18 protein-coding genes are annotated in these 25,189 nt (G+C 68.2%); 4 read left to right on the top strand and 14 right to left on the bottom strand.

The features are described from left to right. Positions 1 to 57: 57 nt before the first annotated feature. The 3 genes from OXI49_16580 (at position 58) to OXI49_16570 (ending at position 4,244) form a co-directional block, all read left to right on the top strand. The gene (locus OXI49_16580) at positions 58 to 840 is read left to right on the top strand and encodes a winged helix-turn-helix domain-containing protein (protein MDE2692120.1); all 783 of its coding nucleotides are present in this window, start codon (positions 58 to 60) and stop codon (positions 838 to 840) included. 240 nt (positions 841 to 1,080) lie between these two features. After that, positions 1,081 to 2,610 carry a VCBS repeat-containing protein gene (locus OXI49_16575; GenBank protein ID MDE2692119.1) on the top strand — a complete coding sequence of 510 codons (1,530 nt, stop codon included), beginning with the start codon at positions 1,081 to 1,083 and terminating at the stop codon, positions 2,608 to 2,610. A gap of 32 nt (positions 2,611 to 2,642) precedes the next feature. Beyond that, positions 2,643 to 4,244, top strand: a complete 1,602-nt coding sequence (locus tag OXI49_16570) for a VCBS repeat-containing protein (protein MDE2692118.1) — start codon at positions 2,643 to 2,645, stop codon at positions 4,242 to 4,244. Between the two features lie 25 nt (positions 4,245 to 4,269). Here the strand turns inward: OXI49_16570 and OXI49_16565 are convergent, their stop codons facing one another. Next, on the bottom strand, positions 4,270 to 4,884 hold the full coding sequence (locus OXI49_16565; protein MDE2692117.1) for a TetR/AcrR family transcriptional regulator: 615 nt from the start codon (positions 4,882 to 4,884) through the stop codon (positions 4,270 to 4,272). A 214-nt stretch (positions 4,885 to 5,098) separates the two neighbouring features. Between OXI49_16565 and OXI49_16560 the strand changes: the two genes are divergently transcribed. Further along, positions 5,099 to 6,571, top strand: a complete 1,473-nt coding sequence (locus OXI49_16560) for a VCBS repeat-containing protein (GenBank protein ID MDE2692116.1) — start codon at positions 5,099 to 5,101, stop codon at positions 6,569 to 6,571. Positions 6,572 to 6,615: 44 nt separating this feature from the next. Here the strand turns inward: OXI49_16560 and OXI49_16555 are convergent, their stop codons facing one another. The 13 genes from OXI49_16555 to OXI49_16495 form a co-directional block, all read right to left on the bottom strand. Beyond that, the gene (locus OXI49_16555; protein ID MDE2692115.1) at positions 6,616 to 8,943 is read right to left on the bottom strand and encodes a DUF5916 domain-containing protein; all 2,328 of its coding nucleotides are present in this window, start codon (positions 8,941 to 8,943) and stop codon (positions 6,616 to 6,618) included. 3 nt (positions 8,944 to 8,946) lie between these two features. After that, positions 8,947 to 11,130: an alkaline phosphatase D family protein gene (locus OXI49_16550; protein MDE2692114.1), complete on the bottom strand. Its 2,184-nt coding sequence runs from the start codon at positions 11,128 to 11,130 to the stop codon at positions 8,947 to 8,949. 576 nt (positions 11,131 to 11,706) lie between these two features. Next, a complete protein-coding gene (locus OXI49_16545) occupies positions 11,707 to 13,953 on the bottom strand; it encodes a carboxypeptidase regulatory-like domain-containing protein (GenBank protein ID MDE2692113.1) in 2,247 nt (748 codons plus the stop codon). Positions 13,954 to 14,025: 72 nt separating this feature from the next. Next, the gene (locus OXI49_16540) at positions 14,026 to 14,475 is read right to left on the bottom strand and encodes an SRPBCC domain-containing protein (protein ID MDE2692112.1); all 450 of its coding nucleotides are present in this window, start codon (positions 14,473 to 14,475) and stop codon (positions 14,026 to 14,028) included. Between the two features lie 18 nt (positions 14,476 to 14,493). Beyond that, complete coding sequence (locus tag OXI49_16535) at positions 14,494 to 15,492, bottom strand: SDR family NAD(P)-dependent oxidoreductase (GenBank protein ID MDE2692111.1); 999 nt, start codon at positions 15,490 to 15,492, stop codon at positions 14,494 to 14,496. 5 nt (positions 15,493 to 15,497) lie between these two features. Next, positions 15,498 to 16,475 (bottom strand): SDR family NAD(P)-dependent oxidoreductase, encoded by a 978-nt coding sequence (locus tag OXI49_16530; GenBank protein ID MDE2692110.1) that lies wholly within the window; start codon positions 16,473 to 16,475, stop codon positions 15,498 to 15,500. 15 nt (positions 16,476 to 16,490) lie between these two features. Continuing rightward, on the bottom strand, positions 16,491 to 17,765 hold the full coding sequence (locus OXI49_16525) for a sulfotransferase (GenBank protein ID MDE2692109.1): 1,275 nt from the start codon (positions 17,763 to 17,765) through the stop codon (positions 16,491 to 16,493). Between the two features lie 2 nt (positions 17,766 to 17,767). Beyond that, positions 17,768 to 18,961 carry a DUF1214 domain-containing protein gene (locus tag OXI49_16520; GenBank protein MDE2692108.1) on the bottom strand — a complete coding sequence of 398 codons (1,194 nt, stop codon included), beginning with the start codon at positions 18,959 to 18,961 and terminating at the stop codon, positions 17,768 to 17,770. Between the two features lie 18 nt (positions 18,962 to 18,979). Then, positions 18,980 to 19,453 carry a hypothetical protein gene (locus OXI49_16515; GenBank protein MDE2692107.1) on the bottom strand — a complete coding sequence of 158 codons (474 nt, stop codon included), beginning with the start codon at positions 19,451 to 19,453 and terminating at the stop codon, positions 18,980 to 18,982. Positions 19,454 to 19,455: 2 nt separating this feature from the next. Continuing rightward, positions 19,456 to 20,388, bottom strand: a complete 933-nt coding sequence (gene hflK, locus OXI49_16510; GenBank protein MDE2692106.1) for an FtsH protease activity modulator HflK — start codon at positions 20,386 to 20,388, stop codon at positions 19,456 to 19,458. Beyond that, positions 20,385 to 21,365 carry a protease modulator HflC gene (locus OXI49_16505; GenBank protein ID MDE2692105.1) on the bottom strand — a complete coding sequence of 327 codons (981 nt, stop codon included), beginning with the start codon at positions 21,363 to 21,365 and terminating at the stop codon, positions 20,385 to 20,387. Before OXI49_16505 ends, hflK (OXI49_16510) begins: the two co-directional genes overlap by 4 nt. Further along, positions 21,362 to 24,433, bottom strand: coding sequence for an FtsH protease activity modulator HflK (gene hflK, locus OXI49_16500; protein MDE2692104.1), 3,072 nt, complete (start codon positions 24,431 to 24,433; stop codon positions 21,362 to 21,364). The genes OXI49_16505 and hflK (OXI49_16500) overlap by 4 nt, the downstream gene beginning before the upstream one ends. After that, the gene (locus tag OXI49_16495) at positions 24,433 to 25,188 is read right to left on the bottom strand and encodes a hypothetical protein (GenBank protein MDE2692103.1); all 756 of its coding nucleotides are present in this window, start codon (positions 25,186 to 25,188) and stop codon (positions 24,433 to 24,435) included. The genes hflK (OXI49_16500) and OXI49_16495 overlap by 1 nt, the downstream gene beginning before the upstream one ends. Position 25,189: the final 1 nt, after the last annotated feature.

The raw sequence follows: 25,189 nt of genomic DNA, 5'->3' as shown, positions 1-25,189 counted from the left end.
CGGCGCGGCTGAGCGTGTCGCGTGAGGCCGGCGTCCGGTCCTTGACGGAGGTACCTGGTGGCAGAGCGTCCCACCTACGCCTTCGGGCCGTTTCTTCTCGATGCCGCGGAGCGCCGGTTGCTCCGCCGCGGGCGAATCGTGCCAGTGCGGCCGAAGATCTTTCAGACGCTGAAGGTGCTCGTCGAGAACCGCGACCGTCTGGTCCACAAGGACGAGTTGATGGCGATGGTGTGGCCCGACACCAACGTCGCCGAGAGCAACCTCACGCACAACCTGTCCGTGCTGCGGAAGATCCTGGGCCAGGATGGGGAGACGCAGTACGTCGTCACGGTGCCCGGCCGCGGCTACCGCTTCACGGCTCCGGTCAGGACGCCGGTCGGGGGATCGATCGCGGTGCGGCCCTTCGCCAACATGACGCCCGATCCGGAACAGGATTTTTTCTGTGAGGGGTTGGTCGAGGAGGTGGTGGAGGCGCTGGTGCGGGTCGATGGCCTGCGGGTCGTGTCCCGGACCTCCTCGTTTGACCGAGGGCTGTCCCGCCTGAGCGCACCGCGGTTCGGTCGGAAGCTGGGCGTGGCGGCGATCCTGGAGGGCAGCGCGCGAAGGTCCGGCGACCGGGTGCGGATCTCGGTTCAGCTCATCCGGGTCGCCGACGGCATCCATCTCTGGTCTCGCCACTACGACCGGGTTCTCGGCACGATCTCCGAGATTCGGATTCAGGAGGACATCGCCCGGGCGATCGCGCGTCGGGTGAATGTCGAACTCCGGACTCCCAATGCCCGCCGGGCGAGGCGGCTCACGACGGACAACCAGGAGGTGTGGAGGGCGGAGTGGGGCTGATCCCCTAGCCGGTCCTCGTCGTGGGAGTCCCCGTCTTGTCCAGGGGAGACAGCGGGGAAACCGAGGCGCCGCAGTGGAGCGTGCCGCCCTCTCCGAGAGCTTGTTGACAATGTCAACAGGGCTGTGTATGTTGACGAAGTCAACTTCTGGCTGGAGGGACGAAGAGCCATGAGAGAGCGATCGACGCGGGGCGGAGTTAGGCACCATCGGCGAGGCCGATTCGCCATACTCACGCTCAGGGTGTGCCTGTACGGATGCGTCGGACCTGCCGCCACGCTTCCCGGCGCCCAGCCGGCGGAGCGGTTTGCCTTCGAGCGGTACGACGTGGTCACCGGCGCCCGCGAGCCCCAGACCGTCTTGACGGGCTTCCTTCTGGGAAGCTCGTTGGCGGACCTCGCGGTCGTGGACAGCGATAGGAACGATGACCGGCGCCTGCGGATCCTGACGTTCAGGGCCGGTGAATGGGTGCCGGAAGTCGAAACCACGCTGCGGCCCGGAACTTCCTTCGTTGACGTGGCCGCCATCGACGGCCGGGACCGGCTGGTGATCTACGGCGCCGGCCGGCTGACGTGGTTTGATCCCGAGTCAGAGACGGAGCGGGAACTCGCTGCGGTGGAGTCCGACTTCAAATCGCCGCGGAGGGGTGAGGTTGTCCATGTCGACATCACGCGCGACCTGAACGGCGACGGCCGCGACGAGCTCGTCGTGCCGCAGAACCACGCCTTCCATGTGCTCGTCCAGGGGAGCGGCGGTACGTTCGCGGATCCGGTGACCATCGGCCCCCCGACCGGGCCGGACCGGGTCTACCGCGGCGACGGCTACAGGTTCCGGCCGTGGGACGACGGTGGCCGCGTCCACGAGATGGACTACGACCTGGACGGACGCCGCGACCTGGTGTTCTGGAACCAGGACCACTTCGCGGTGCATCTCCAGGACCGGCGGGGTCTGTTCGCCGCCGAGGCCAGCACGACGTTCACGACCGAGGTCGCGTTCGACTCGGACGACCCTGCCTCGCTCGCCGCTCCCCAGGAGGTTCGCCACAGGCGTATCGACGACAGCCTGACCGGAGCCCCGACGGGGAGAGTGCTGCACTCGTTGACCGACCTGAACGGCGACGGCGTCGCCGACCTCGTGGTCTTCTCGCTGGACATCAGGAGCATGTGGAACGTGCGCTTCACGTACGAGGTCCACCGGGGCGCGCCGACACCCGGGGGCGGCACGGTGTTCGCGCCCGCTGCCGGCGCCGCGACTCTCTCGGACGGCCTTCCATACGAGATCGGGCCGTACGACTTCGACAACGATGGTCAGGTCGACGTGATGTTCAGAACGATGAGGTTCGGCGTCTTCAAGACGGTCCGCATGATTGGCGCAGGGATGCTGACCCGTTCCGTGCCGATGCGTCTCGACTTCTACCGCATGGAAGGTGGCGTCTACTCGGGCAAGCCGAGCGCCGTCCGCAAGATCAGAGGCCGCGCCCCCGGCGTTTCTGGAGAGAAGGGCATCTTCCATCCCTCGGTTCTGGTCGGGGATGTGAACGGCGACAGCCGCCTGGATCTGCTCGTGCAAAAGGGCCGGAAGGGTCTGAACGTCTTTCTTGGCGTGCCGGGATCCGAGCTGTTCGCCGGAAGGCCTGAGGAAGTCGCGATCGCCATGCCGAACGAGGAGTACACCTGGTTGGTGGACCTCAACAGGGACGGCAAGCAGGACGTCCTCATGCATCACACGTTCACTACCGAGCCGCATCGGGTGGCGATACTGGTGGCCAAGTGAAGGAAGTCGGCACTTCGGCTAGCGCCCGCGCGATGCAGGGTCGACGAGGCCTGTGGCCCATTCTGTTGCTTGGAGTACTCCTGTCGGGAAGCATGGGTCCCGCCGCCGCGCAGTCCACTTCCGGGCTGGCCGCGGAGTTCGCTTTCACGCAGTACGAGGTCGTCACCGGCTCCGCGAAACGTCAGACCGTCTTGACGGGGTTCCTACTCGGGAGCTCAAGCGCGGAGCTTGCGGTCGTGGACATCGACGACGGTGACGAACGCCGTCTGCGTATCTACGAGTTCGGAGACAGCGCCTGGGCGCCGCATACCGAGGCGGCACTCGGTCGCGACGTGCGATTCGTTGACGTGGCCAGCATCGGCGGACGTGACCTGCTGCTCACCTACGATCCCGGACGCCTGAACTGGTTCGATCCCGAATCGGCGACTGAGCGCCCGCTGGTCGCGGTCACTGCCAGCTTCAACCCGCCTCGCAGCGGCGAGATCCCCCATGTCGACGTCAGTCGGGACGTGAATGGCGACGGCCGAGACGACCTGGTCGTGCCGGGCGTCGATGGCTTCAGCGTGTTCATCCAGACGAGCGCCGGCGAGTTCGCGGATCCGGTGGCAATCGGCCGGTCCGCTGACTTGAGCAGGATCTACGGGGCCGATGGCTACCGGTACAACCCCTGGGATGAAAGCCGTGTCCACGAGATGGACTACGACCTGGACGGACGCCGCGACCTGGTGTTCTGGAACGAGGACCACTTCGAGGTTCATCTCCAGGATGAAGACGGGTTGTTCTCCCAGGCCGAGACCTTCACGACCGATGTCACATTCGACTCCGACGGACTCTCCTCCCTCGCCACCGGAGACATGACGGGGAGGGTGCTTCACTCGATAGCCGACCTGAACGGCGACGGTGTCGGGGATCTCGTGGTTTTCTCGCTGGAAGGCGCGAGCATCTCGCGCAAGCGTTCAACCTGCGAGGTGTATCTCGGCGCGCGGGCACCCGACGGCGGAACCCGGTTCGCGCGGAACGTCGACTTCACCTTCCAGTCGGACGGCAGGATTCAGCTCGGGATGAACCGGCGCGACTTCGATGGCGACGGCGACCTCGACCTGATGTTCACGACGATCGAGGTCGCGTACCTCGAGAGCAGTCTCTGGAAGAGGCTCAAGGGGTTCATGGGCGATGACGTCTGGCTGGATCTCGAGTTCTATCCCATGAAGGAGGGCCTCCATTCCGACGAACCCAACGCCATCCGCAGAATGCAACTGGATGGCCACCCCAGCGTCAGGGAGCTCGGGTGGGTGCCGCTGGACGTCGTGCTTCGAGGAGCCACGCACGAGGAACGGAAGACGCAGAAGCGTCACCTGCGCGCGTTCAACACGACCCTGCTGATCGGGGATGTGACCGGCGACGGCCGCTCGGACCTGCTGATAGAGGAAACCCATCGGAAACTGCTCGTCTTCGCCGGTGTGCCGGGACCCGAACTGTTCGCCCGGCAGCCTCAGAGGGTTGCGGTCGCCATCCCCAACGACGAGGAGTACACCTGGCTCGTGGACCTCAACAGGGACGGCAAGCAGGATCTGCTCATGCATCACGCGTCGACGACGGAGCCCCATCGGGTGACGATGCTGATCGCCCGTTGAGCCCGCCGGCGGACTCTGGCCATAGCTAGTCCGGGCTGCGACCTCGCATCCCGTCCAGGATCGTCTGGGTGGTTTGCCGGATCAGGTCGTCCACGTCGACGTTGGGGTCGATCTGCCTTTCGATCAAGAGCGACGCCAGACCGTGGACCGCGCTCCATGCGACGTAGGCTTGTGCTCGCGGATCCGCTGTCTCGATCTCGCCGCTCTGCTGGTGGACCCGGATCACATCGACCAGGTTCTCGAGCAGAGCTCCGGCCGCCTTTCGCAGTTCCGGTTGATCCTGGCGCTCAAGGGCCTCCTTGCCGTACATCAGGCGATAGTGCGCCGGATGCTCCAGGGCGAAGCGCACGTACTGCTCGCCCATGCGCCGGAGTCGCTCGACGCTGGATGAAGAGGCTTCTGCGTCGCCCGACCCCAGGCGCCGGTTGAGACGCTTGAACCCCGCGACCGCGACCGCGACCAGGAGGGCCGTCTTGTCGGGGAAGTGGCGGTAGGGCGCTCCCCGCGATACACCGAGGCGGCTGCCTATCGCCCTCATCGTTACGCTGGCGGCGCCACCCTCCGAGATCATGGCGGCGGCTTCTTCGACGAGGGCGGTTCGGAGATCTCCGTGATGGTAGGCGTGTACTCGCTCGGCCATGGCCGATTATGGCCAAGACGGATGTTGACATTGTCAACAGAGCGGTGTATGTTGACTCAGTCAACATTCTCCAGGGAAGGAGAGCATCGTGAAGAAGAGACCGAATAGCGGAGGCGGCAAGCACTATCGATCGAGCCGGATCTCGTGGCTGGCTTTGAGGATCTGCCTTTCTGGATGCGTGATGCCTGCCCTTGGGCACGCGGCTTCGGAGCCGGTGCCGGCGTTCGTCCCGGAGCGTCACGAGGTCGTCGTCGGCGCCGCCGAACGCCTGACCGTGTTGACCGGGTTCCTCCTGGGGGGCCCGGTTGCAAACCTGGCCGCTCTGCACATCGACGGCGACGGCGACCGCCGGCTGCGCATCTTCAGCTTCCTGGACGGCGACTGGTCGCCGGCGGTCGAGGCCACCCTGCGCCGCGACGTGTCGTTCGTGGACGTCGCGAACATCGACGGTCGAGACCGCCTGATTGCCTACGGCGGCGGCCGGCTGACCTGGTTCGACCCGGCGTCCGGGACGGAACACGAACTCGCCGCTGTGACCTCGGACTTCAGGACGTCGCCACGTCCGGAAGTGCTCCATGTGGACATCACGCGCGACCTGAACGCGGACGGCCGCGACGATCTCGTGGTGCCCCACGGTCAGGGCTTTCACGTCTTCGTTCAGACCAGCGGCGGTGGATTCTCGGAGCCGCTGACGATTGGCCCCGCTGCCGGGCTGAACCGCGTCTACGGGGCCGACGGATACCGCTACACGCCCTGGGACGAGGGCGGTCGCATCCACGAGATGGACTACGACCTGGATGGCCGAAGCGACCTCGTGTTCTGGAACGACGGCCACTTCGAGGTGCATCTCCAGACCGAAGACGAACTCTTCTCCCCCGAGGCCCGCACGTTCACGACCGGGATCGCGTTCGACTCCGACCAGATCGCTTCGCTCGCCGCACCGGCGGGGATACGCAGCCGGCGTCGCGATCACATGCCCGAGGGCGAGAGCAGGGGCAGAGTGCTGCACTCGCTGACCGACATGGACGGAGACGGTGTCACCGACCTGGTGGTGTTCGAACTGAAGGGCGCTAGCTTGTGGAAGATGCACTCCTCCTACGAGGCGTACTTCGGCGCTCCCGGCCCAAGTGGAAGCGTGGAGTTCTCACCGGAACCGGGCGCGGTGGTCGAGTCCGAGGGCATCATCTCCGGAATCGACCGGCACGATTTCGATCGGGACGGCCAGGTCGATGTGGTCGTGACGGCCTTCGAGCCGACGGTCTTCTCGGCGATCAGGGTGCTCGTCATGTCGATTCTGACCGGTGCCGGATCGTTCGATCTCGAGATGTTCCGCATGGAGGACGGCCGCTACAGCGAACGTCCGAACGCGGTACGCCAGATCAGGCCCAGAACCCCCAGGAAGAGCGGCGAGAAGGCGTTCTGGCCGGCGGTCCGGATGGGAGACGTGAACGGCGACGGGCGCTCCGACGTCCTGATTGCGAGGAACCGGAAGATGCTGCACGTCCATCTCGGCGTGCCGGGGCCGGGGTTGCTCGCCAAGAAGCCTCAGCGGTTCGCGATCCCGGTGCCCGAAGACGAGGAGTACACCTGGTTGACCGACCTGAACCAGGACGGCAAGCAGGATGTCCTGATGCACCACACGTCGACGACGGAGCCTCATCGGCTGGTCGTGCTGATGTCCCGCTAGGACCGGGTGCGCCGGCCCGCTGGCCGGCTCCTGGTGTCCTGTGGTTACAACTGGAACAGCCGCGTGACCTTCACGATCAGCGCGCTGTCGTTGAGCCCGGGGAAGCCCGACGTCAGCGTGTCGCGCTGTTCGTTGTAGACGACGAAGAGCTCGCTGCCGGGCGTGTACTCCCAGCGGAGCCGCACGTTCGCGGCGAGTCCCCGGCTTTCGGAGTCGTACTGAAACAGCGCGCTCACGAACATGCGCGGGTTCACCGTGTAGATCGCGCGCACGTCGACGAGCTCCACGTCGAAGTCGCCCTGCGGCAACTCCACGCGGTTGAACGAGATGCCGGGTTCGAGCAGGAACTGCGAGCTCAGACTCAGGCGCCCCCAGCCCCAGCCGAAGGACGTCTTCCGGCCGCTGTAGAAGTCGCCGTACTCGAGGAAGAACCCGCCCGAGATCCGCCGCTGCTGGCCCAGTTGCAGTTGGGCCTGCACGTAGTCGAAGTCGTAGCCGCCGACACCGAGCGTGATGTCCGAGGCGATGGGGAACGGATGCGGGAGGAACTCGTAGCTCCGCACATACGTCAGTTCGATCTCGTCCCCGCTGTGGAACTCGATGCCGAACTCGGCCTCGGCCTCGCGCGTCTCGACCAGGCCGGCGCCGTTCTCGATGTAGGCCATCGACCCGGTCCAGGAGTACTTGCGGACCAGCTTGCTGTCGGCCGGGCGCGGGCTGAACCGGAACTCGCCGAAGGAACGGCGCATGTCGTGGCGGCGGACGAAGCCGATGCCCGGGTTGAAGTTGCCGCCAACCCGCAGCCGCTCGAGCTGGACTCCGTAGCGGTCGCCGTTGTAGTCCATCTGCAGGCGATAGCTGGCCTCGTCGTCGGTGAGCCCCAGTGTGCTCGTTTCGGCCCAGTAGGTGTTGAACGTGAGGTTGTCGAAGAAGGCGAACGTTCCGTCGACGCCATAGGCTTCGTTGCGCCCGGCGCCGCTCTGGTCGATGGATCGGCGCGTGTAGATGACGCCGACGCTGCTGCGGCGCAGGATGTCCCGCTTGAGCCGCATGACGCCGAAGTTCGTCGCCATGGCGCCCGACAACGGTTCGTCGTCCGCCTGAATGTTCAGCAGCCCGAGCGTGTAGCGACCCGTCCGTCCGGTCAGACGGGCGCCGCCTTCGATCGGGATCGCGCGCCCGTCCTGGAGGCCGATGCGGCGGCTGTAGAACAGGGACGGCGTGTCGTCTGGCCCCCCGAATCCGCCGGCCCGGGCTCCGCCAAAGCCGAAGGTCCCCTGGTTCTCGAGGAAGAAGTCCCGCTTCTCGGGGAAGAAGAGGCTGAAGCGCGTCAGATCGACCTGCTGCTGGTCGGCCTCGACCTGGGCGAAGTCGGTGTTGTACGTGAAGTCGGCCGTGAGGTTCTGGCTGACTCCGTACTTGATGTCGATGCCGGCCTCGGCGCTTACGTCGTTCGAGATCTCCGGGTTCGCCAGGCGGTCGCTCACCATGTCGGCCACCAGATAGGGCTTGAACTCCAGGTTCCTCGAGGCCGGCGGGGCTTCCAGCCCAACCAGGGGTCCGGCCAGCGACATCTGCATGATGCCCATCGAGCCGAGCGCCACCGGGATGCGGTTCAGGGTCGAGCTCTCGTTCTTCCACTGCGTGTAGCGCTGCAGGTTGACGCCCCAGATCTGCGCGCGGCCGGGCCGATACCTGAGTGACCTGAACGGGATCGCGGCTTCGGCCGTCCAACCGCCCTCGAACCTGCCCGTTCTGAGATCCCAGACCGGATTCCAGTCGACGTTCATCTGGCGCTCGTCGGTGATCTGGGCGTCGAAGCGGCCGCCCGAGGCGTAGACGGTGAAGACGACGGCGTTGCGACCGTCGTGGAACGTGTCGAGAGCGATATCGAAGTAGTCGTCCTCGCTGTACGAGTCGCGTCTCATGTCGTTGGCCGCGATCCGGTCGGGGTCCTGCCAGCAGCGGAGCGACACGAAGACCGTGGTTTCGTCGAACGTGATCCAGACATCCGTCCTGTCGGTGGCCGGCTCCCCCGGCCGCGGTTCGACCTGAAGGAAGTCCGAAATCGGCGGCACGGCGTTGTAGAGAGCCTCGTCGAGCCGGCCGTCGATCCGAAGCGGAGTGGCGAGGCGAACGGCCCGGACCGTGGTCTTGCCCGAGTCGTCCCGGTTCATCACGGCCGGCGGCACGGGAGGAGCTGGGCCGTCGAAGGAGGGGGGAAGGTTCAGCGGCTCCGTCAGCGACGCGGGCGAGCCGGGCGCGGGTTCGGAATCCTGGCGTGCTTCGACGGCTTGAGCCGCAAGGAGGCCGATGGCGAGCAGGCAGATCGCAAGGCGCATGCGCGCCGTGCCGCGCGAGAGTAATCGCATGCCTCAGCCGATCCGGTTCTCGCCTGCGTTCTCGTCCTGGTGCAGGGTGACCGGCCAGCCGGGGAACTGGGCGTTCTCGCCGTCCGCGCTGTCGGCCGTGCTCAGAAAGCGGAATGCCTCGATCCGGTAGGTCTTCGCCTCCGTGTCGACCGTGACCAGGCCGAAGCCGCTGCTCTTCTGGTGGGCCCGCTCGTACGGGTCGGACGCGGTGCCGACCTCCGGATTCCCGACCGCGTAGACGTAGACGTGGTTGCCAAAGGGATCGCTGAACTCGCCGGTGTGCGCAAGTCCGTGGCGGGGCCGGTTGCGGTGAGGCGTTCCGACTTCGTCGGGCCGCCACCAGCGTGGGTAGCCGGCGCTGATCGCCGGCGTGCAGAAGGCCCAGCAGCCGTCGCGCTGCGCATCGGCGCCGTACTGGACGAGGGACGGCAGGTGCTGGTCGCCGCAGACGTGGAGGCACTTCGCCTTCCGAAGGATGCGGACAAGGCGGTTGCGCGGTGTCTGCGGCCAGCCGCCGCAGTCGAGATCCGCGATCAGGTAGTCGTCGTAGCCACCGTGATGCGTGGCGACGCCGGCGAACACCGTCTGGCTGAGCAGCACTTTCATCTTGTGCCCGCGCATGTCGCCTGCCCAGCGCTCCAGGAACGCTTCCTGCCGCTCGCCGAGCAGGGCGAGGCCGGGTTCGTCGAGGCTCGACGTGTCGACGCTGTCGTCGAGCACGTGGTCGGCCCGGCCGGACCCGGTGTCCACGTGCTCCGGTCCGCTCTTGAACTGCCGATCGGCGAGGATCGCGAACCCCACGCCGCCGTAGACCATGTCGCCGTAGTAGACGCTGATGTCCTGCTCGACCGGCGCCGGGTCGAACGGGTCCGGGTGGTGCGACGCGTTCGTGCGGTGAACGACGTTGACCATCCGCGCCGGCTCCCGGTAGCCGCCGAGCGAGGAAGTGCCCCGGCCGGTGTCCATCGCCTTGCCGCCCTCCCCCCAGATGTTTCCCTGGAACACGTCATGGTCATCCGGAATACATAACGTCGGTCGGCCCCGCATCGTTTCCCTGAACGCCCAGCCGAATTCGTAGTACTTGCGCAGATAGTTGAGGATCGCGGGCTCCGCGGGCTCCCGGATCAGGCCGTAGCCGCCGTGGTTCTCGTATAGCTGGTCGCCGGAGAAGAAGAGCAGGTCGGGGTCGCGAGCCAGGACGTGGTCCGCGACCGGAGCGTAGGGGAACGAGTAGTCGTTCTGGCAGGTGAGGCCCACCAGCCGCAGCGGCCGGCCGGCGGGGTTTGCCCGGATCGTGCCCCGCCACTCGTGCTCCGTCTCGCCGCCGTCCGTGTGCTGCTCCCGGTAGACGACCCGGAACGGGGCCGACACACCCTCGTTCCAGTTGGACAGGCGGAACGTCGCCGTCCAGGCGTCCGGGTCGAGCTCGGCAGAGCCGTGGAACCGCCATTCCCCGTCCTGCTCCGTGAGCAGCTGGACTCGCCGGTCGTCGTCGGCGCCCAGCGGCGGCAGCAGCGCCGTCAGCTTGACGACGAACCCCTCGTCGCCGCGGGAGTCGCTAAGCGAGTACATCGACCACAGGATCGGCCCGAAACGGCGGTCCTCGTTGACCTCGAAGGCATCCCCGTCCACCGTCCACTCGCTGAACCGGTAACGGGCGCCCTCGCCCTTCGGGATCTCCCGGTCGAAGTTGCTGACGATCGCGACGTTGCCGGTGATGTCCGCGGCGGGCACGGTGTGAGTGAGGCTTCCCAACTCGGCTCCGGAGGCTGTCCGAGCCCTCAGGCTGAGCTCACAGTCTCGGCCCTCGGCTCTGCCTTCAAGAACCAGGACGATCCCTTCAGCTGCGGCTGCGTCGCCGTCGACCGCCTCCTCGTTCGCTCCTCCAAGCACCAGCCGACTGTCGACCAGCCCGGCGTCGACGCCCACACCACGAGCAAAGCAGTTGCTCCGATGATCGTCGATCCGGTTGCGAACACCGATCCGGAACCCCACGCCACCGTCCCGTTCGCCCCCTTCCACCCGCCGGCAACGGACCGACATCCGAAACCACCCTTCGCTGCCCGTCAATCGATGCGTGATCAGGTGAATGTTCCGGTCACCGCCGCCCGTCTGCACCTCCGCCGTTCCGTCCTCGACCCGCCAGTCCTCCATCGGATTGGCCCAGAACGATTCCCCGAGCCACACCCGGTCATTGGTCCGATGCCACCGATCGACCCGGGTGCCTGAGTTGCTCCCGTCCTCCTCTTGCTGAGCCGCCGCGGCACGTCCGGTCCTTCTGGGAAGGGACACCACCGCTGCCAGAAGTGCGAGTAACCCGCGCCTGCTGAAGCGATGCCCAGTCCGAGAGGTCGCTTCCTTTTGACCTTTTCGTGGCCGCATCCGCCGCAGTATCGCACTGGCCCATCAACTCTGGAAACGCCGAGTTGCGGCTTGGGCCGAGTCCGAAGGCAGCTCGACGCCGTCCAGCCCGCACCGGGTCCGAGGGGGGAGGGTCCCAGCGGGCTCGAAGCGAGCGCCTCCCGAGATCGCTTCGGAAACCCAGGTCGAACCGAAGCGAGCGGAGTGAAGTGAGCGCCAGCTTCCCCTCATCCAAGAAAGCGCGGACCCGGGTGGCGCGATTCGCGCCACCCGTGAACCAGTCCGTGCGCCCGTTTCTTCGGGCGCACGGATGGCACGGCCGCTGGGACCCTCCCCCCTCGGACCCAACGCGGGCGGGTGACATCGACGCCACCGACGCTGCCGCCAGCCGCGCCAGCCGCGCTAGCGCGCCAGCGGATCCGGCCGGATCTGGAACTTCACGAACTTGCCGCGGGTGCCCTTGCCGCCCTCGGTGTGCCAGATGTAGTTCGTGCCGTAGTTGGCCCAGAGGGCGCGGCCCTTCCAGCCCGCGCCGGGGTCGTCGATGCGACCGTCGAGGCCGCGGGAGAAGAAGCCGAGGGGGTAGGGGACCCGCAGCGTGGTCCACTCGCCGGTGTGGGGGTCGAGGACCAGCAGGCTGTCCGAGTTAGATCCGGTGGCGATCGGTGTGTTCTCGCCAAAGCCTCCGATGTCGTGCTGATCGACCCAGTTGTAGTAGTGGAAGTCCGCCGGCACGTCCGAGCCCTTCATCGTGGGGCCTTCGGTCCGGTACAGCGTCCAGCCTTCGGGGCACTGACTGCCGTCCGCGCTGTCCGGCTCGTCGCGGGGCGCGCACTTGCGGACGTCCAGGCTCGCGAGGTGGCTGCTGCCGGCCAGGGCCGTCCACACCACGCCGTCGCTGGCGATATCGATCCCGCGCGGGTCGAAGCCTGGTTCCGGGACGCGGAAGATCTGCGACCGGCAACTCGTCGGCGGATCCTCGCCGCGCATCAGGCGGATGATGTAGCCGGGATAGGTCTGGGAGGCACCCCACAACGAGTCGTCGACCGGGCTCGGAATGACCGAGTAGAGGCCGTAGGAGAGTTGCGTGTCGTAGCGCGGGTCGGGCTCCGGCGTCGTCTCGACCTCGCCAGCCGCGGCCTGTTCTTCCTGGGCCCTGACGGCATCGACGCGGTAGGTGTAACCGCCCGCCGAGGCGACCGCGACGTTCCAGGGCTTCGTGATCGCGCCGTCGCCGTTCGTGTCGACGACCAGGGGGCACCAGCCGACGGCCTGCTGCTCGTCGCCGGTCTCGTCGAAGACCAACGTGTCGACCCAGGAGAAGCCGGCGCCGCCGCCGTTGAAGTACACGGTCTCGTTGGCGTCGTTGTCGAACTGCAGGTGGTGAGTCGAGAAGCAGGTCTCGATCAGCGTGAACCTCTGCGTCACCGGGTCGAAGAAGGAGGCGTGACGGCCGCCGGACCGCGGCGTCCACCAGGCGGCGTACCTGTTCTCCGGGTCGCTGCACCAGGCCGGCGGGCGGCGCGCGCCGCGGATCTTGGAGGTCAGCCAGACGCGGCCCTTGCTGTCGATCATCGGGTTGTGCGGGTCGGACGGGTTGTAGGGAGGATTGCCCCAGATGTGCTCGTCGCCCCAGAAGAAGGACGGCCGCATCGGCGGCGGGAAGCGTGACGGAACCTCGCTTCGCGGTTCCCGGGTGGGGATGTTCCGCGCGTAGCTCACGTTCTGGACGGGGTCCAGGACCACGAGCTGGCCGTGCCCCGAACTCGCGGCGTAGATGGGGCCGCCGGCGTTGACGCCGGGGTTGTTCTTGTCGGTCGACACGAGATCGTGCATGAAGGTCTTGCCGACGACGGAGAGAGTGTAGATCTCGGTGGTCGCCGTATCATTAAAAAAAAAAGGCGCCGGCGGCAACTCTCCCGCCGCGATGCGCTCCGTCCAGTCGGCGTACACGTCGAGAGACGCGTCCATGCCCTGAATCCGGAGCACGTTGTACATCTGGTTACCGCGCACTCCGGTGCCCAGCCGCCACTCCCAGGCTTCCTTGTGGGTGGTGAGCTCCGGCTTGGCCTCGAACACATGGTCGACGGTGCGGGTCTGGCGGCTCCCGAGCTGGTGGCAGAAGTTGCAGTCCGACTTCAGCGAGTCGAGCCAGTGGGCCTGGGACAGCATGCGGGTCCCCATGCCGTTGCCGTCGTCGCCGGTGCCGGGGAAGAGGCTCTGGTCCGGGGGCGCCATCAGGGACAGCCAGTAGTCGCCGGGATAGACCCTCGCGGCTTCTTCTGGAGTCGCTGCGGTGGTTGCCTGGAGCGTGACCGGGTCAACGGTGGGCCTCATCTCGAGCGGCTCGGAGTCGACGAGCCCGTACCCCCGTACCCACACGGCGTAGCTAGCGTCGGGCAGTTCCGGCAGCATGAACCGGCCGTCGTCGTCGGTGACGACGATCTTCACGAACTTCGTCGGCAGGTCTTCCGTCTCGGCGATCACCCAGACGCCGGCTTCAGGGCCCTCGGCGCCCTGGACGACGCCGCCGATGTAGCCGTCGGGTCCGGGAAACTGGGCTGTGGGGACGGTTTCGGTCGGCGTGCAGGCAACGGCCAGAAGAACGCCGGGGGCGACAACGCACTGGATCAGCCTGGAGGTGGTCATGGGAACACCTTAGCGCCTCCGGGTCCAGTAGCCAGAGCGGCTGATCGCCGCGATGTCGGTCTCGGCGTGGCCCTAGCGGCTGTGCCGTTCCTCCGCCGTCTGCTTCAACGCCCGGCCGACGCTGGCGAAGCCGCGGTGCATGGCGCCGCCGAACAGGAGGCGGGCAACCGGCGCCAGCGGTCCTTCGAGGGTGTCGGTGTTGAAGTAGGTGCAGCTCGTCTCGCTTCGCTTCTCGAGTCGCTGGACGCGCAGCGCCTTGACGAGCCCGAGGGCGACGTTCGTGGTCCAGGCCAGGCGGGTCGGCGGTTCGACGATCGCGATGCGCTCGGTCTGTTTCCGGTTGTAGCGGTCCAGCTTGACGTCGAAGTGGATGGTGGAGCCCACGCGCACATCGGTCTTCGTGTAGGTCCGGGCGAAGGGATTCCATTCGTGGTAGCGGTCGAGATCGACGAGGAGGTCCCAGGCCACCTCGATGGGAGCGTCGATGTCTACCGGTTCCGAATCGATGGCGTGCTTGAACATCTGAGGCCTCCTGCGTCGCTACTGCTGGCCGAGCGACCGGAACCAGCGGTCCGTTTCTTCCCAGAGGCGTCGTGATGCCGCTTCGTCCCGGGCGTCGGGGATGGGCTCGGCCTTCGTGCAGCGTTCATGGTAGTGGCCGCCTTCCAGGTGAGGGTCCGTGGCGCAGTGGATCGTCGTCTGCGCGGCCTGCTCCGGCGTCAGGAGGATCAGCGGCGCCAACGGCGTAGCCAGGCGCTTCGTCCGCCTGAGCCACCGGGGTTCGTCCTGCCAACCGAAGGTCATGTTCGAGTAGGCCGACCCCGGATGCAGGGCGGCGGCCCGGAGGTTGCCGTCCGCCGCGTAGCGGCAATGCAACTCGAAGGCGTGGTGAATCAGGGCCAGCTTGGACTGGCCGTAGGCGGTCCAGGAGTCCAACCTCTCCGGGGGAGCGAAGAGACGGTCGTTGCTGCCCTTGTCGTGCTGGTGCGAGGAGACGTTGATCACCCGCGCATCGCCGCTTCGCCGACCCGACTCGAGCAGCATCGGCAGCAGCAGGCGGGTCAGGTGGAACGTCCCGAGGTAATTCGTTCGCCAGTGGATCTCGAAGCCGTCGGCGGAGAGCCTCTGCTCGCGCCAGCGCCAGAGCACGTCGCGAAGGATGCCGGCGTTGTTGATCAGCACGTCCAGGCGGCCTCCGGATATCTCCCGGTACCAGGCAGCGAAGTCCGCGACGCTTCGGGAGTCGGTGAGATCGAGCCGGCGGGCCTCGATGGCGTTCGGTCGCTGCCCTGCGTCCGGCACGTCCCGCAGCAGGGCCTCCCTGGCGGCGGCGCTGTTGCGGGGGCAAGTCACCGCGACGTCGGCTCCCCAGGCGGCCAATGTCCTCGCGACCTGGTAGCCGATCGATCCGGGCGTCGCGCCGGTGACGATCACCCTTCTGCCCGACATGTCGACTCGCTCGGCCATCGGCTTGCGCGAGCAGAGCTCCCACATGTGGTGGAAGGCCTTCGAGAGGCCGGATCCGGGTCGGTAGGCCATTGGAGCTAGTTTGGCGGCGCCTGCGTCTCGAACAGCGCCTCGCTGGCCTCCCACAAGCTGACACCGTTGGCCGGGTCCGTGGCGTGCCCGGACGGGCGTTTCTCATGCAGCATGTGCAGGTAGATACCGGTCCGCTTACCGGCGTCGTCGGCGCAGCACAGGTAGCTCACGGGCCTGGCGGCCTTCTCCGGCGTCAGGAAGAAGAGCTTCATCATCGGGACCACAAGAGGTTTCAGGAACCACGGCGTTTCCCGGGCGATGGCCGTGTTGACGGGGCCGGGGCAGAGCGAGTGCACGGCGACGTGCCCCTCGCCTTCGCGGTTCAGGCGTCGCGAGAGTTCGGTCGCATAGGTGCAGACGACGAGCTTGCTCGCTCCGTAGTGCTTGATGCCGTCCCGGACGCCGTAGTCCACGAACGCGCCGAAGCGGTCGAAGTCGATCGGTTCGGCCGAGCGGTGGGCGTCGGAGGAGACGAGAACGATGCGGGGCGCGTCCTCGATCCTGGCCGCCGGACGCACCGTGCCGTCCTTCAGCCAGCGATCGACGAGGACGCGGTTGGCCAGAAAGTGGACGGCGAACATGAGTTCGAAGCCCTGCGGCGTCCGGCGCGCGCGGCGCGGAACGACGCCGGCGTTGAGGACGGCGATGTCGATCGTCGTCTCCCGGTCATGTAGTTCGTCGCAGAGCTGGTGGATGGAACGCATGTCGGAGAGATCGACCCGCAGCATCTCGACCCGGTCGGAACCGGAGGCGGCCCGGACCTCTTCGCCCGCCTCGGGGTGGCCGCTTCGGCAGGCCATCAGGACGTGGCCGCCGCGCCTCGCCAGGTCGACGGCGACGGCCTTGCCGAGACCGCTGTTCGACCCCGTGACCAGGCACGTCTTGCCGTCGATCCGCACGGAACCGGCAAGAGGCTCGATCTCGGCGGGTTCGGCGGCACGGTCCCGGACCGCCTTGCGCAGGACCTTGAAGAGCCTTTTCACGTCTCGGTGTCTCCTCTACGCGGTCTCTGTCTGCTCGGTGGGAATGCCGTGCCGCTGCCGGTAGGCCGCCATGCTGTTCTCGATTGTCTCCCGGGTCAGGCCGAAGCTACCCGCATCGTAGACGTGGCGCCCGTACCGGTGCTGCACGTTGCGACTCACCGTCCGCTCGGCCGTCTGTTTGGCGTCCGGCCCGAAGGGGATGCCGGCCCGCGCGTAGACCTTCCGCACCTCCGCCATCGGATCCTCGACGAGGTCGTAGTAGGACACGTCGACGAAGCGGCGGGGGTCCGCCGCCGCCCGGGTGCGCGCCGTCAACTCGACCAGGCGGCGCGTCTTGGCCAGCCAGTGCGAGCCGATCTCGCGCGGGTCGACCCGGTCGCTGAAGAGGCCGCGGCCATGGGCGACCATGCTGCAGAAGGAGGGAACCGTCTTCAGCGGATCGCGGTGCGTCTGCACGATCGTGGCGGTCGGGAAGACCTCGAGAACGACGTCCAGGTACTCCATGTGATGCGGCGTCTTGAGCACCCAGTTGAGACGCGGGTGCTGCCAGTGCAGGACCTGAAGCAGGGTGCGGAACTCCTCGTACGTGCGCGTATGGTCCTGGCCCTCCAGCCAGCGAGAATAGGTGGGCACGTGCATGGTCGCCTCCGCCGACTGGCTCATGAAGGAAACGTCGAGCAGCAGCACGTCCTCCTCGGGAGCGTCGTGTTCGGCGGGGTGGACGGCGAAGAAGGCGGGCGCCAGGTACGCGATTGCCCGCTCCGCAATGAGGGCCTTTCGAACTCGAGCGTGGGGATCGCCCGGCTCCTCACGCGGCAGGGGCAGCGGGTTCAGTCCCTCCCAGGCCGCGACGGCGCGCATCTCGGGGTGCGAAGCGATCAGCCGGTGCAGCGTGGTGGTGCCGGTGCGCTGCAGGCCGGCGATCACGACGATCCGGCCGAGGTCGATATCGCGGATCTCCGGACGCCGGCGGAGGAGTTCCTCGACCCGCAGGCGCGTCGCCAGCGCTCCCTCGATCCGCCGCCGCTGGATCAGCCGGCCCAGAAGCGTGAGGTCGGCCTCCTCGTTGATCGAGCAGACGAGGACGGACAGGGGTTCCATGAACCACTCGTCGCCGAAGCTGGACAGGCCGGTTCTCCTCCGGGCCTTCGCGACCATCGAGTCGACGTCGAGCTGCCTGTCGATCCCGACGCGGCTTGCCGCTCGGCCGGCGGCGTTCAGGAGCGCGACCGGGAGCGGCCGGTAGGGCCGTTCGTAGTCCGTCGGTGTCTCGGCAACCCGCTTCGGCATCGTCAGCGGCGAAGCGCCGACAGTTCGGCCAGTTTGACGACCCGGGTCGCGGGTTCGGGGTGCTCTTCGGCCCGGATCCACCGGAAGGACATGGTCCCGGAGGTGTGGCCGGCGGTGTCGAGCCAGTTCGGGAGCCCGGGATCTTCGTGGGCCACAATCAGGCGCACCGAACCGTCCGGCTCGTACTCCGCCAGGTGCTTGTTCGTGTGGATCGTGTGGTAGCGGTAGTCCAGCGACTCCAACCAGTAGTTGTTGAGCTGGAAGTTCCAGTGCTCGCACTCCGGCGGCATGGCCTCGATGACCAGCGCCTCGTCCTCGGCAAGGTGCCAGTGCGAGTGGTAGTAGGCGATGTTCGGGTCGCCTCCGGCCTGGTTCGAGGTCTCCTGGTCGAAGCGGGGCAGTTTGTTCGAGTGCTTCTGGAAGTCGCGTGCCCACTTCGCGAAGAGCAGCGAGGCTCCGGCGACCAGCGTGCTGGCCGAGCGCAGCCCCTCGTCGATCTGGCTCGGGGTCAGCGGCGAGGGTCTCTTCTCCTCCGGGGCGCAGTTGATCCGTTCGATGTGCAGTTCGGCCGGGACCTCGGTGCGCCGGTCGAGGAAGGTCTGGCGCACGATGAGCATTCCCGTGTCGGGCTTCATCGGCAACCAGTTGCCTTCCTGCTCTTCGCAACTGAGAACGAGTTCGAAGCGGCCTTCACCGTCCATCTCGAGCTCCGCCGCCTCGACGTAGCCGGTCGGCGGCAGGCCGCCGCCCTGGCCGTAGTGGCCGGCCTGGGTGCCGAAGCCGAGGTAGGCGACCGTGTTGCGACGTCCGGTGATCCGGTACTCGCAGGCGCCCGACAGCGCGGCCGTCAGGTAGTGGTTGTCCGGATTGTCGGAACCGAGCTTGACCGTCTCGTTGGCGACCCGGTGAAGCACCGGCGCCCGCGGGTCGGCGTGCTCGACGAAGGCCATCAGCCCTGCCCGGGCCAGACGGCTCAGGTAGCGGTAGCCCTCGGCCTGGTTGAAGGAGTCACGGGGTGTCCCCGGGAAGTTCAGCGACGCGCCGGCGGCCTTCAGCGTGTCGCAGAACTCGTCCCAGGAGCGGCCGGTGACGACTCGCTGCGAGGCGACGTCGTCCTCGGACTGCCCGCGGAGTTTGCGCATCGCCAGCGTGGTCCGGCGAAAGAACGCAAGCAGGGCGATGGCGAGCTTCCTCATCGTTCCTTCCTTCCGCTGTCACTCGGCGGGGCCGACGGGCGTGCCGTAGGGAACCGGCGGCTCGCGCTCGTGCGTCGGGCCGAGCGCGACGATGCGCCAGCGTCCCCGGGTTCTTCGAACGTCCAGGGACTGCGTCTCGTAGCTCGCCGCGCGCACGTACTCGACCTCGAGGCGCACGACCTCGCCCAGGTCTTCCTTGCCGGTCACGGCCACCCCCTTGAGGCCGGCGATTCGACTGCGGAGGTACTGCTCGAAGGCGGTATGACCCATCTCGTCGCGCACCGTCGCAAGTTGCACGCGCAGCTCCCCCGCGAAGAGATCGAGATAGGCGTCGACCGCGCCCTCGCGGCTCGCGTCAACCATCTCCCAGAAAACGTCGCTCGGATCGCCGGCATCCGTTCCGCGCTCCGGCAGCTGGTCGCGTAGCGCCACGATCAGGCCCGCCGTGAGCACGGCGACGGTCAGCGCCGTCGCGCCGAGGCTGCGGCTCACTCTCACGGCTGGCGGTTCGACCCGGGCGTCAGCTCGCGGCGGAGGAAGTCGATGTCGATCGTGCTCTGGCCGGGCTCGAGGATCGTCTTCCGCATGCGGGGAAGAACCCGCTCCATCGTCTCGAGATAGGTGCGCGTGCGGATCTCGGCGCGCGCCCCCTGGTCGGCATTCGCGATCGAGTGGAAGCGGTCGGCTTCACCGGTCGCGCGTTCGACCTCGCCGGTGCGGAAGCTCTCGGCCCCGGCGACGAGCGCGCGGGCCTCGCCGCGCGCCACCGGGACGACCTCGTTGCGGTAGCTCTCCGCCTCGCGGATCAGACGGTCGCGATCCTCGCGCGCGCTGGCGACATCGTTGAACGCTTCCCGGACGAGACTCGGCGGACTGACTCCCTCAAGGCTCGCGGACAGGACGGTGACGCCGGTCCCGAACCGATCGAACAGTTCCTGCGAAGCGGCCTGGACGCTCTGCTGCACCGCCACCTTGCCGGTGGTCAGCAACTCGTCGACGCCCATGCCGGCGACGACCTGGAGCAGGGCGCTGCGGCCACTCGCCTCGAGCAGCGACTCGACGTTCGCGAAGCGCAGCGAGTAGGCGAGCGGATCGTGGATCGCGTAGAGGACCACGAGCCGCACGTGGACGACGTTGCGGTCGCCGGTCAACCAGCGCGCCTCGGCCGGTGTCGCGTCGCCGCCGAGCACGCGGTCGGCCGCCGCGAATCCGAGCGTCAACCGCTTGGCTTCCCGCACCTTCAGCTTGTCCACCCGGCCGACCGGCCGCGGCCAGTTCCAGTGCACGCCTGGCCCGGCCGGCGTCGCGCTCGCCCGGCCGAGAACGCGGACCACGGCCTCCTCGTCGGGCGCGACGAAGTAGACCCCCCAGGCCGCCCACATCAGCGCCAGGGTCAGCGCCGCGGCCGGGATGGCGCGACGGCTCATTCGGAGCCGCCCAGCAGTGAGAAGAGCTCCGAGTCCGCCGACAGGATGACGGTCGTCTGGTCGTCGAGAATCGACTCGTAGGACTCCAGGGTCCGCAGGAAGCGGTAGAGGGAGGGGTCCTGCCGGTAGGCGTCGCCGTAGATGCCGGCCGCCTCGGCGTCGCCCTGGCCGCGGAGGATCTGGGCGTCACGGTAGGCGTCCGCGAGGATCAACTCCCGGTCCCGGTCGGCCTCGGCGCGGATGATCATCGCCTGTTCCTCGCCCTGGGCCCGGTACTCCTTGGCGATCCGCTCGCGCTCCGCTCGCATGCGGGCGAAGACGGACTCCAGGTTCTGCTCCGGAAAGCTCAGGCGGGTGAGCTGGACTTCGAGAATCTCGACACCGAGCTGAGGCAGGGAGACGGCGACCGCGGACTCGCGGACCTCCGCCGAGACCTCCTCGATGCGCAGATGCTTCGGCTTCGTGGACACGAGCTGCGAGAGCTCGGTGCGGCCGAGCGCGGCCGCGAGGCCGGCCCAGACCACGTCGTGCAGCCGCATCTCGGCGCCGGAGATGTCGCCGATCGTCTCCAGGAAGCGCGCCGGGTCGGCGATCCGCCAGACGACCGCCGTGTCGACGACGAGGTTCTTCTTGTCCTGGGTCAGGAACTCGGCCGGCGCCGGATCGTAGAGGAGCACCCGGTTGTCGAAGCGAAGCCGCCGGTCGATGGGCCACTTCAGCTTGAGGCCCGGATCCTCGATCGTGCGGACCGGCTTGCCGAAGCGGGTGACGATCGCGCTCTCTGTCTCCGGCACAACGAAGACGGTCCGGGCCAGCGCGACGATCGCCAGCACGGCCAGACCGGCCCGCCACCAGGACGTGGCACGGCGCGGCGAGTGCTCGTGTCCGTCGCCGCCGTCGTGGCGGTGCGCGTCGCCGTGTCGGTGGTGGTGGTGACCGTGATGGTCGTCGTGTTGGTGATGGTCGTGTTGGGTCATTGCTCTACCTCGTTCTGGGACGGACCCGGTGGAGGAACGAAGACATCGAGAAGGCGGTCCGGCGTTTCGTCGACGAAGACAAAGCGCTTGCGACCGCCGGTCGCGTCGGTGATCAGTTTCGGTTTGCCGGCGAGCGAGCCTTCGATCGTCTGAAGCTGGAGCCGGAAGCGGTGCAGGTCGTTCGCGCGCCGGTACGCTCCGGCCCGCAGTTCGAAGCGTTCGCTCTCGCCGCGGCCGGCCTCGACGCGGCGGTTCTGGTAGGCCTCGGCTTCGAGGAGTTGGCGGCGAGCCTCGCCGCGGGCAATCGGCAGGCGCTCGAGCGCGTAGCCCTCGGCCTCGTCGATCAGGGTCTCGCGCTCCTCGAGCGCGCTCGCCGCGTCGCGGAAGGCGTCGACGACATCGAGCGGCGGGTGGGCGTCCTGTACCGTCGCGCTCACGACCTCGACGCCCGCGCCGAGGCTCTCGAGCAGCGCCGCGAGATGCGAATGCCAAGCCTTCTCGATGCCGTCGCGCTTGCCAGTCAGCACGTCGTCGAGGGAGTGGCCGGCGAGCACGGTGCGGAGCGACCGCTCGGCGCTCGTCTCGACCAGCAGCGCGGGATCGACCGTGACGAAGGCGAAAGCGGCGGCGTCGGCGACCCGGTAGTGGATCCGGGCAGCGACCTCGACCAGGTTCTCGTCGCCGGTCAGCATCAGGCGTTCGAGCGGCGGCGTGTCGTCGAAGCCGGCGTGACGCACGTTCCACTCGTAGCTCGCCGCGGCGCCGGCCTCGCCCGCAACGGCTCCTCGCGGCGAGCCGACCGCAGCCATCCGCAGGCGGTCCGGTTCGACCCTGGTCACCCGATCGACCGGCCACGGCCAGCGCAAGTGCAGGCCCGGACCGAGTTCACCGCCGACGTGTTGGCCGAAGCGCTGCACGAGTCCGACTTCCTGGGGATCGATCATGCGCAGGCCGCTCGCGGCCCAGACCGCGGCGAGCGCGAACGGCGCCGCGCGCAGCAGCCGGGGCGCCGCCGACCGGATCCGCGCCGGACTGCCTTCGAGCGCGTGTTCGATGCGATGAACCGTCGCGCGGCGGCCTGCGTTGAAGGCCTTCCAGCCGGCGGCCAGCCCGTCGACCGGACCGGCCAGAATGCGGAAGCGACCAAAGCCCCGGTCTTCGCGGGCTGCCACCGCCCGGCCTTCGTAGAGCAGCCGGACGCAGTTCAGGATGACGAGCAGCGAGGCGGCCTGGTGGACGATCGCAGCCGCAGCCGGAGGCAGCCAGCCGAAGGCGGCGAAGCCGACAGCGACGAAGTTGATACCGAAAGCGAAGATCAGGATGCTGCTGCGGATCCGGGCGACGACGCGCCGCGAGTAGCGGACCAGGGGCGCCAGGTAGTCGAGCCGGTCGGGCAGCAGGACGACCTGGGCCGCTTCGGCCGAGAGGTCGGCGGCACCGTGGCCGATCGCGACGCCGACAGACGCGGCGGCGAGCGACGGCGCGTCGTTGATTCCGTCGCCGACCATCAGGACGTTGCGGTCGCCGCGGGAGAGCTCGCCGAGCCTGCGTACCTTGTCCTCGGGCAACAGTTCCGCCTGGACCTGGTCGATGCCGGCCCGGCGGCCGATCGTGCGGGCCGTTCCCGCGGCGTCGCCGGTCAGCATGACGATCGGGTCGAGCCCGGTCTGGCGCAGGTCGGCGACTGCTTCGGTCGCTTCATCCCGGAGCGGATCGGCCAGGGCCAGCGCGCCGGCCAGCGCGCCGTCCACGGCGACGGCGAGCCTCGTCTCGCCGCTTCCCGGCGTCGGCACGACGCTCTCGGCCATGGCGCCGATCTGGTCTTCGCCGATGACCTCCGCCAGCAGCGCCTGGTTGCCGACGGCGATCTCGTGCCCGTCGACTGTGGCCGTCACGCCCCGGCCAGGATGGAGCCTGAAGTCCCCGGGCTCCGAGAGGTGGAGCTGCCGCTCGCGGGCTTCGGTGACCAGCGCGCGGCCGAGCAGGTGCTCGGACGTCAGTTCGGCGCTCGCCGCGAGTCGGAGCAGCCGATCCTCGGCCATGCCGACAACGGGCGCGACCGCGGTCAGCGCGGGCCGGCCGCAGGTCAGCGTGCCCGTCTTGTCCAGCACGCAGGCATCGATGCGCGACAGCGACTCGATCACGTCGCCACCCTTGACCAGTGCTCCCTCGCGCGCCAGCCGGGCGATCGCGGAGGCCATGGCGGCCGGCGTCGCCAGCACCAGGGCGCAGGGGCAGGCGACGATCAGGGCCGCCACCGTGCGCATCATCTCGCCGGTGAACAGGTAGATGCCGCCGGCGGCCACCAGGACCGCGGGCAGGAAGAAGCGGGCCAGCCTGTCCGCCGTGCGGACGACCCGCGCTCGGCGGCTCTGCGCGTCCTCGATCAGGCTGGCGATGCGGGCGACCGTCGTGTCGCTGCCGGTGCGCTCGGAGCGGATGTCGAGGACGCCGTACTCGTTCAGGCTGCCGCTCCACACCGTGTCGCCGACGCCGAGCTGGGCCGGCAGCGGTTCGCCCGTGACGCTGCTCTGGTCGACGGACGACTCGCCGCGCTCGATCATCCCGTCCACCGGCACGCGCTCGCCCGCGAGCACCCGCACCACGTCGCCGATCTCGACCTGTTCCAGCGCGACGAGCTCCTCCCCGCCCTCGCGCAGCACCCGCGCCTGCTCCGGCTGGCTGGCGACGAAGCCGGCGATCGCGCCCTTAGCGCGGTCGACCGTCCAGTGCTCGATCCCCTCACCGATCAGCATGATGAACATGACCTCGGCGGCGGCGAAGTACTCGCCGATCCAGACCGCCGCACCCGCCGCGATGGCGATCGTCAGGTGGGACGAGAAGTGCCCCTGGAGCAGATCCAGGATCGCGTGGCGGATGAGCGGATAGCCGGCGACCAGGGTGAGGATGAGCGCCAGGTCGATGCCGGCGACGGTCCGCACGACGCCAAGCAGGTAGAGCAGCAACAGGACGCCGACCGCGGCGCAGAGCGCGACGTAGCCGATCCGCTGCAGCAGCCCGTGGCTGTGCGAGTGGCCGTGACCGTCGTCGTGGAAGCGCGAGCCCACTAGATGGCAAACAACATCATGGCGAGACCCGAACTCGCGATCGCGAGGCCGCTCAGCGTGTGCGCATGCGCCGTGAGGCGGGGGAGCCGTGCGAACTCGAGGCCCCGGTAGGCGAGGGCGACGACCGCCGCCATCGTCGCGATCGTTGTCACACCGAAGGCAACGGTCACCGGGATCACGGCCCAAAGGCCGACCTGGAACGCCGGCACCATGAGGATCGGGATCAACGGCTCGCAGGGGCCGAGCACGAAGATGACGAACAGGCTCCAGGCGGTGAGGCCGGCCACCCCTGCAGCCGGAACCTTCGGGTGGTCGTGGGCGGCCGCCTCGGGATGTTCATGGGCATGGACGAGCCCGCCGGCATGGGCGTGGACGTGGCGCTGCCGCCGCCGCCTGCGCGCCAGTGACCAGCCGGCATAGGTCAGGCCGAACGCCACCAGGGCCCAGGCCGCCAGGTCGCCGCGAACCGCCTCGATCGATTCGGAGACGCCGACGCGGCCCTCCATCCAGTGGTGCCCCTCCTGGAGATCCAGACCGGTCGCGAAGATGGCCAGCCCGATGCCGGCGCCGCCGAGCAGAACCGACGAGGCCACGTGCCCACCTCCGCACAGCCCGGTGATCCACAGCGTCCGGCGCAGCGACCATCCGCGCGCCTTGCCGAGGACGACGAACGGCAGCGTGTGGTCGATGCCGATCAGCGTGTGGACGAAGCCGATGCCGACCGCGGCCGAGACCAGGACCCAGACTGCGTCCATT

This window comes from Acidobacteriota bacterium, from assembly GCA_028875725.1.
GTDB lineage: Bacteria > Acidobacteriota > Thermoanaerobaculia > Multivoradales > Multivoraceae > Multivorans.
The sequence above is the reverse complement of the archived record's forward strand: the minus strand, read 5'-3'. Positions and strand labels throughout refer to the sequence as shown.

What these genes read in the sequence shown, in the direction of transcription:
- OXI49_16570 (MDE2692118.1), top strand. Translation starts at nt 2,643, where the DNA reads ATGCAGGGTCGACGAGGCCTGTGGCCCATTCTGTTGCTTGGAGTACTC.
- OXI49_16565 (MDE2692117.1), bottom strand. Translation starts at nt 4,884, where the DNA reads ATGGCCGAGCGAGTACACGCCTACCATCACGGAGATCTCCGAACCGCC.
- OXI49_16555 (MDE2692115.1), bottom strand. Translation starts at nt 8,943, where the DNA reads ATGCGATTACTCTCGCGCGGCACGGCGCGCATGCGCCTTGCGATCTGC.
- OXI49_16545 (MDE2692113.1), bottom strand. Translation starts at nt 13,953, where the DNA reads ATGACCACCTCCAGGCTGATCCAGTGCGTTGTCGCCCCCGGCGTTCTT.
- OXI49_16540 (MDE2692112.1), bottom strand. Translation starts at nt 14,475, where the DNA reads ATGTTCAAGCACGCCATCGATTCGGAACCGGTAGACATCGACGCTCCC.
- OXI49_16535 (MDE2692111.1), bottom strand. Translation starts at nt 15,492, where the DNA reads ATGGCCTACCGACCCGGATCCGGCCTCTCGAAGGCCTTCCACCACATG.
- OXI49_16525 (MDE2692109.1), bottom strand. Translation starts at nt 17,765, where the DNA reads ATGCCGAAGCGGGTTGCCGAGACACCGACGGACTACGAACGGCCCTAC.
- OXI49_16520 (MDE2692108.1), bottom strand. Translation starts at nt 18,961, where the DNA reads ATGAGGAAGCTCGCCATCGCCCTGCTTGCGTTCTTTCGCCGGACCACG.
- hflK (MDE2692106.1), bottom strand. Translation starts at nt 20,388, where the DNA reads ATGAGCCGTCGCGCCATCCCGGCCGCGGCGCTGACCCTGGCGCTGATG.
- OXI49_16505 (MDE2692105.1), bottom strand. Translation starts at nt 21,365, where the DNA reads ATGACCCAACACGACCATCACCAACACGACGACCATCACGGTCACCAC.
- OXI49_16495 (MDE2692103.1), bottom strand. Translation starts at nt 25,188, where the DNA reads ATGGACGCAGTCTGGGTCCTGGTCTCGGCCGCGGTCGGCATCGGCTTC.